Raw genomic sequence first — 7,666 nt, forward strand, 5'->3', positions numbered from 1 at the left:
TTCCATTAATTTTGCAAGGAAATAAGACTTTGAAATAAACCCCTAATTATGAATTTACTTAAAATCATTTTGTCCACTTCCGCTTTTGCCATAGCTTCAGTAGCTTTGCATGCTCAGTTGCCCACAAAAGTAGAAAGTTTTCCGGTTAGGGATGTGCGGCTCACCGCCAGCCCTTTCAAACATGCAGAGGATATGGATATCCGTTATTTGCTGGGAATAGACCCCGATCGTTTGTTGGCTCCTTATTTGAAGGAGGCTGGCCTGTTCCCTAAAGCAGAAAATTATACTAATTGGGAAAATACAGGACTGGACGGACATATTGGCGGACATTATTTGTCGGCCCTTTCCTATATGTATGCCGCTACAGGCAATCAGGAGATCAAGGTTCGTTTAGATTATATGATAAGTGAACTGAAACGTTGTCAGGATGCCGCCGGTGACGGTTATCTGTGCGGAGTTCCAAACGGGCGCAAAATGTGGAAAGAAATAGAAGAAGGGAACATTCGTGCCTCCGGTTTCGGACTGAACGATCGTTGGGTTCCTCTTTACAATATTCATAAAATGTATGCCGGCCTTCGTGATGCAACTCTTCAGACAGGTAGTAAGGAAGCAAAAGAAATGTTGGTGAAACTCACTGACTGGATGATTCGTCTGATATCCAAACTGAGCGATGAACAGATACAGGATATGTTGCGCAGCGAACATGGAGGACTGAATGAAACATTCGCCGATGTAGCCGCTATCACCGGCGACAAACGTTACTTGAAACTAGCTCATCAGTTCTCTCATCAGACTGTGTTGCAGCCTTTATTGAAACAAGAGGATAAATTGACCGGCATGCACGCCAATACCCAAATACCGAAAGTGATAGGTTTCAAACGTATTGCCGATTTGGAAGGCAATCGGGACTGGAGTGAGGCTGCCCGTTATTTTTGGGAAACAGTAGTAGACCATCGCAGTATCACCATCGGAGGTAACAGTGTGCGTGAGCATTTTCATCCGGCTGATGATTTCAGCAGTATGCTCACCAGTGAACAGGGGCCTGAAACTTGTAACACTTATAATATGCTCCGCCTTACAAAAATGTTGTATGAAACGAGTGCGGACGCTCATTTGATGGATTATTACGAACGGGCGCTTTATAACCATATCCTTTCCACACAAGATCCTGTACAAGGTGGTTTTGTTTATTTCACCCCGATGCGTGCCGGTCATTATAGAGTCTACTCGCAACCTCAGACCAGTTTCTGGTGTTGTGTGGGATCGGGGATGGAAAATCATGCCCGCTATGGTGAAATGATTTATGGACACAAGGATAATAATCTGTATGTCAATCTTTTCATTCCCTCTACCTTGCGTTGGGGAGATATCCATATTGAGCAACAAACGGCTTTCCCCGATGAGGAAGGGACAACTCTTGCTGTTTCTCCGGAAAAGGGAGAGAAGGAATTCGCACTTCTTTTCCGTGTTCCCGAATGGACGAATCCGGAAGCATTACGCTTGTCTGTCAACGGTGAACAACAGAAAGTAACGGTCAAAGAGGGATATGTTAGCTTGAACCGTACTTGGTCAAAAGGTGACAAAGTGAGATTGGAACTGCCGATGCATCTGCGTGCCATTGCATTGCCGGATGGTTCTGCCAACTATTCCATCTTATACGGACCGATTGTGCTGGCCGCCCAATTGGGCAAGCAAAATCAGGATGGTATGTTCGCCGATGACAGTCGTGGCGGACACATAGCCGCCGGGCCCCGTCTGCCTTTACAAACGATGCCTGTCATGGTGGGGGATAAGAATGATATTCTCTCTCATCTGAAGAAAGTGGAAGGCAAACCGTTGACATTTGCGTTGACCGGAGTCTATCCCGAACGTTATGAGGGCATGATTGTGGAACCGTTTTTCCGTTTATACGAGTGCCGGTATATGGTTTATTGGCCCGTCCTGTCCAAACAGGAGTTGCAGGCAAGGCAGGAACAGTTAGCGAAAGAAGAGAAGGAACGTGCTGCATTGGATGGTATTACTACCGACAAGGTGATTTGTGGGGAACAGCAACCGGAAAGCGACCATTTCATCCGGATGGAGAACTCTCGTACGGGGGATGATGAAGGTGTTCATTGGCGCGAGACAACCGGTTGGTTCAGTTATCGTATGAAGACGAATGGAAAACCTGTTCATAAGGTCCGTATCCTGTTCCGTCCTGAGATTCGTAAGGATGCAAAAGTATGGATAAACGGGCAGGAAGTAGGTAAATTAGCTGACAAACCAGCTTCGGATTTGTCGGTTGGCATAGTTGACGTGCCTGTATCTATGCAATCTGATGATCAGTTGGAAATAAAGATTGGTAGAGGAAATGAGAAAGTGACTCCGCATATTTATGAGGTGCGGTTGGTGACTGAATAAATACATGCTTTAAAGTAATAAAAACGATCATGTCTTATGGGTATGATCGTTTTTTATTTCTTTTTATAAATGAAGTACCTGTTTGCTATCTGTCTTTCCGAAAAGATTCTCTATTTTTGCAGGAAACAAACCGAACAGCTAATGAAAATTCTCCATACAGCAGACTGGCATCTGGGCCAGACCTTTTATGAATACGACCGCCGGGAAGAGCATTTCCATTTTCTAGAATGGCTGAAACAGCAGATAAAACAGCATGAAATAGATGTATTGCTGATAGCAGGCGATGTATTCGACAGCCCAAATCCTTCAGCAGAATCTCAACGAGTGTATTATCGTTTTTTAAGAGAAGTCACATCTGAGAACCCTTCTTTACAAATTGTCATCATTGCCGGAAATCATGACTCGGCAGCTCGTCTGGAGGCCCCCAATCCTTTATTGGAGGATATGAATATCATTGTTCGTGGCACGGTGCGGCGCAATGCGGAAGGCGACATAGATTTGCAACACCTCATTGTTCCCCTTTATACAGAAGGAAAAGTGACCGCTTATTGTCTTGCCGTTCCCTATCTGCGTCAGGGTGATTACCCTTCGGCAGAGAATTACTCAAAGGGAGTCCAGCAGCTTTATGAACAGCTTTTCAACAAAGTGAAAGAGAAGGGAATCCCCGTTGTCGCCATGGGGCATCTGCAAGCCACAGGCTCGGAAATCTCGGAAGACGACCGGTCGGAACGTACTGTTATCGGCGGCTTGGAATGTGTATCCCCCGATGCCTTTAATGAAGCCATTACTTATACCGCATTGGGGCATCTGCATCGCTCCCAACGTGTATCCCATCGGGAGAATGTGCGTTATTCCGGAACTCCTATGCCTATGTCTTTTGCTGAGAAGAATAATGCATCCGGTGTAGTTATGGTAACGATAGATACGGAGGGTACAAATATTGAAAAATTGGAATTCCAGCCATTGGCCGGTTTAGTAAGTATTCCCCCCGAAGCTCGTCCGTTGGAAGAAGTGTTGCAAGTCATTGGTGAATTGCCTGACGGTGATGTCACGTTGCGTTCACCTTATCTGGAAATCAAGATCTTAATGACTGAACCCGAGCCTTCTTATAAATATAAGATTGAGGAGGCCTTGAAAGGGAAAGCAGTCCGTTTGGCACGCATCGCCGCCATGCTTCCACAGAAAAAGGCAAGTGGCATTGCCGCCACTTCCTATGAGGAATTGCAGACCATCCGTCCGCTGGATATGGCACTGGATGTCTTTAAACGAAAATATGGAGGGACGGAGATGCCCGATACCATGAAACAATTGTTGGAAAGTGTGATCAAGGAGGCCGGAATATGAAAATAGTAGCGATAAGAGGGAAGAATCTAGCCTCATTGGAAGGCGAATTTGTTATTGACTTTACCGTTGAGCCTTTATGTTCGGCAGGTATATTCGCCATTACAGGCAGTACCGGAGCCGGAAAGTCAACCTTGTTGGATGCCTTATGCTTGGCCTTGTTTGATTGTACGCCGCGTATGAACAAGGCGAAAGAGAATAACGTTTCTGTTATGGATGTCGCCGACAGGGGAATTGCTCAAAACGACAGCCGTTCCATCCTTCGTCGGGGTACGGCCGAAGGTTATTCGGAAGTGGACTTTGTAGCTTTGACAGGGGAGGTTTTCCGCTCACGTTGGACGGTACGACGTTCGCGTGGCAAAGTGGATGGTTCCTTGCAAAAAGTGGAAATGACATTGACTAACCTCACTTCAGGAGTAGAACAGCAAGGAACAAAGACAGAATTATTATCTCACATCAGTAAATTAATCGGGCTTTCTTTTGAACAGTTTAACCGTTCTGTATTGCTGGCTCAAGGTGACTTTGCCACCTTCCTGAAGGCTCGTCAGACTGACAAAGCCGAAATCTTGGAAAAGTTGACCGGAACCGAAATTTACTCACGTATCTCTGCTTCCATCTATGAACGCACCAAGCGGGCGGAAGGTGAATATAAATTATTGCAAGAACGTATCAAAGGCATTGAGTTGTTGACAGAAGAGCAATTGCAGCAACTTTCAGCTGAAAAGGAAGAATTACAAGTTCGCTTGTCCGTTTCGAAGAAAAAAGAGGAAAACCTGTCCGGCAAGTTGAAATGGCTGGAAGAAGAAGGACGCTTGAATATAGGTTGCATACAGGCGGAAGAAACACTTTCGGTTGTCAGAAAAGAAATAGAAGCAGCCCGTCCGCGTTATGAACTGTTGTTCCGTATAGAGCAGGCGCAGGATATCCGCGATGTGTATATGGAACAACGTAATGCCCGGCAACAGACTACTGCCGGACGTTCCCGATTGAACGAAATACAGGTTGCCATACAGAAAAATGCTGCTTTGCAAACTTCCGCGACCGCACAGTGGGAAGCTGCTCAGAAGGCGCAAACGGAATTCAAGGCTTATCTGTTACAACAAGAACCACAATTGGATAAGGCTAGAGCATTGGATGTGCAATTGGCAGAAAATAGAAAACAACTGGTGGAAAGCCGGAAGGAAGTGGCTTTGGCATTACAAGCTAAGGATAATTTGCATCAATCTATCTGTAGGACTGAAAAGGAAATAAGTCTGTTGGCAGAGAAGCAAAACATTTTGCAAACTTGGTTTGAGCGATATACTGCTTATTCCCAACTTATTCCGGCTGTTGAATTGATAACCAGTTTGCTTAGTAATCTGGAAATAGCAAAGACGCAGACTCTGTCGAATCAGCAGTTGCTGGAGAAAGTAAGGAATGCGAATGAAATGGAGGAACAACGTTTGAAATCCGTACAACAAGAGGCCGAGCGCCTGAACCGTCTGTTGCCGGCAGAAGTTCTGTTGCTCCGTGCGCAGTTGGAGGAGGGAAAACCTTGCCCTGTTTGCGGCAGTCTTCATCATCCGATGAGGGAACAGATCAATGTCCAATCCTTGCAGGAAGAAGAACTGAACCGTGCCAAAGAACAGGTTGCTAAGGAAATGGAACAACTGAAGAATACGTTGAATGCCCGTCAACTGGAGATGGCCCGTCTGTCCACCTTGATTGAGAATTATACAGTACAAAGTGAAGATATCTTGAAAAAAGTTGAAACCTGCGTTTCCATTATTCCTACCTGGAAGGATTTATTGGAGCAGGGAACGTTGAAACGTTATGTCCAGCAATTCGGCAGGCAATGGAATACCCGTCTGCAGGAGCAGACCGAAATAAAAGAGGCTCTTACCTCAAAATCTGCCCAAAGGGATAGTTTGAAAAATGAAGAGGCGAATGCTATTCGTTTGTACGAAGAGAAAAAACAGAAAGAAGAAAAGCAACAGACTGAACTGGAAGAACGCACTTGTCTGCGCGCCTCTCTGCTGAATGGTGAACTTACCGAAAAGGTCGTTGCAAACAATGTTAAACGACAAAAGGAATTGGAACAACAACAGGAAAAAGCAATGAACTTGCATCATTCTCTAACCGTACAAGCAGAATCTTACAAAGGGCAGATCGCGCAGTTGGAAAAGGAATTAGTCCGTCTGATTGCTGTTTTGCAACAAGACGAGTTGAAAATAAACGAGTGGCTCACTCTTCAAAAGGAAACGTATGCCGAGTTGGAACAATTGCTTTCCAAAGACAAAAACTGGATACTGGCTGAAAAACAAGCATTGAATGCATTGAAAGAGAAGGAAACCGTTTTTCAGGCAGTCCTTTCAGAGCGAAGACAGAAAAAGGAGGAACATCAGCAAGCTCCCTTGAAACCGGATATCACGGAGAGCAGGGAGTCGCTGGCTGAAACATTGACAGCCTGCACCGCCGCCAAAGAAGCGGAAACCGGGCGCTTGGCCCAAATAGAAGTGACGATACAGAATCATATAAAAGGTAAAGAACGCATAGCCGGCATTAAGAAGGAATTGGAGGAGAAAACTTCCATCTACGAGAATTGGGCGAAACTGAATGAGTTGTTCGGTTCCCAAACGGGGACTAAGTTTAAGGAAATAGCTCAAGGCTATACGCTCGATGTTCTTTTACTTTATGCCAACAGGCATTTGCAGGATCTTGCCCCCCGTTATGAATTGCAGCGTATTCCGGACACGCTGGCCTTGCAGATTGTGGATCTTGATATGATGGGTGAGGTACGTAGTGTCCATTCCCTTTCGGGTGGGGAGTCTTTCTTGGTATCTCTCGCTTTGGCATTGGGCTTGTCTTCCTTATCCTCCAACCGGATGAATGTGGAGTCGCTGTTTATTGACGAAGGTTTCGGATCATTGGATATGGACACCCTGCGCATTGCGATGGATGCTTTGGAACGGTTGCAGATGCAAGGGCGTAAGATAGGGGTGATTTCCCATGTGGCGGAGATGACGGAACGTATCCCCGCGCAGGTGCAGGTGGTGAAGACCGGAAGCGGAAGAAGCAAGGTGCAGGTGATGGGACAAATATAAGGATTGGGCTCCATTACAGATGATGAGTTATAAAGGCAAGTTATAAGGATAGAATGTAGCAAATGATATTCTATGTGGAAATATCTGTCATATTTCGTGTATGTGAAAATGCTTTGTATGATTTGGTTATGAATTGTTAAAAAAAATGTTTTCAAACAAAAAACTCAAAAAAAGTTCTTGACATTGTTGTTTTTTTGGTAAAATACATGTATGTTTGGAATGTTCATCAAAATGGACAAGGAATTATAAACAAAAGCGTTTAGCTGGTTCTGTATAAGTGAAAAGTCGAAATTTCCCGGAAAGTACCAAGAACAGCCATACGTTCAGCCTGCAATATTTAGCGGGGGGCGTTTCCTGTTTGTACCAAAGGCTTCGACTCCCGCACTTATAGACGAGGTTAATGCCCTTCCGCTTTTAATTTAGATGGATTTGCACATAGGGCACAAGCCTGGAGATTATATTATGACAAAAATAAACACGTGCAAATCTCGCTCTTACCTGAAAAGTATTATCAAACATTGGAACTCCACTGAAAAGAAATTTCCAATACAAGGCTGATATATAGATTCATGTGTCTGGTCTATATGTCATAAGTATCTGGTTTTTTCCTGGAAACCGATATTACTTCATATATAAATTCAATTCGGAACTACTTATAAATAAGATCATGGATAAGAAATCTGTAAAAATCAATGCTGAAAAAATATGGTATACACTGAATGAGGTGAAGTCTGTTTCAATATCCGAACTTGCAAGGATACTTAAGGCTCACCCGATAAATCAGGGGGAAAATTCTTTAATTCTATAGAAAATTTGCACCTTTGTACCATGAACAATCAAGG

The 7,666-nt window shown here is 44.5% G+C and carries 3 protein-coding genes; all 3 read left to right on the forward strand.

Annotated features, from left to right (window positions below; translation table 11 throughout):
* Nucleotides 1-48 precede the first annotated feature (48 nt).
* The 3 genes from AB5935_RS09280 (at nucleotide 49) to AB5935_RS09290 (ending at nucleotide 6,824) form a co-directional block, all read left to right on the forward strand.
* Nucleotides 49-2,400 carry a glycoside hydrolase family 127 protein gene (locus AB5935_RS09280; RefSeq protein ID WP_007833112.1) on the forward strand — a complete coding sequence of 784 codons (2,352 nt, stop codon included), beginning with the start codon at nucleotides 49-51 and terminating at the stop codon, nucleotides 2,398-2,400.
* A 141-nt stretch (nucleotides 2,401-2,541) separates the two neighbouring features.
* Nucleotides 2,542-3,744: an exonuclease SbcCD subunit D gene (locus AB5935_RS09285; RefSeq protein ID WP_022185494.1), complete on the forward strand. Its 1,203-nt coding sequence runs from the start codon at nucleotides 2,542-2,544 to the stop codon at nucleotides 3,742-3,744.
* Nucleotides 3,741-6,824, forward strand: a complete 3,084-nt coding sequence (locus tag AB5935_RS09290; RefSeq protein WP_038611580.1) for an AAA family ATPase — start codon at nucleotides 3,741-3,743, stop codon at nucleotides 6,822-6,824. Before AB5935_RS09285 ends, AB5935_RS09290 begins: the two co-directional genes overlap by 4 nt.
* The last annotated feature ends 842 nt before the right edge of the window (nucleotides 6,825-7,666 follow it).

This window comes from Phocaeicola sp. RTP21198st1_B8_RTP21198_201120 (genome assembly GCF_040929485.1).
In the GTDB taxonomy this organism is placed as follows: Bacteria; Bacteroidota; Bacteroidia; order Bacteroidales; family Bacteroidaceae; genus Phocaeicola; species Phocaeicola dorei.

Excerpts from the sequence above, each read along its gene's own strand:
- AB5935_RS09285 (WP_022185494.1), top strand. The coding sequence starts at position 2,542 with ATGAAAATTCTCCATACAGCAGACTGGCATCTGGGCCAGACCTTTTAT.
- AB5935_RS09290 (WP_038611580.1), top strand. The coding sequence starts at position 3,741 with ATGAAAATAGTAGCGATAAGAGGGAAGAATCTAGCCTCATTGGAAGGC.
- AB5935_RS09280 (WP_007833112.1), top strand. The coding sequence starts at position 49 with ATGAATTTACTTAAAATCATTTTGTCCACTTCCGCTTTTGCCATAGCT.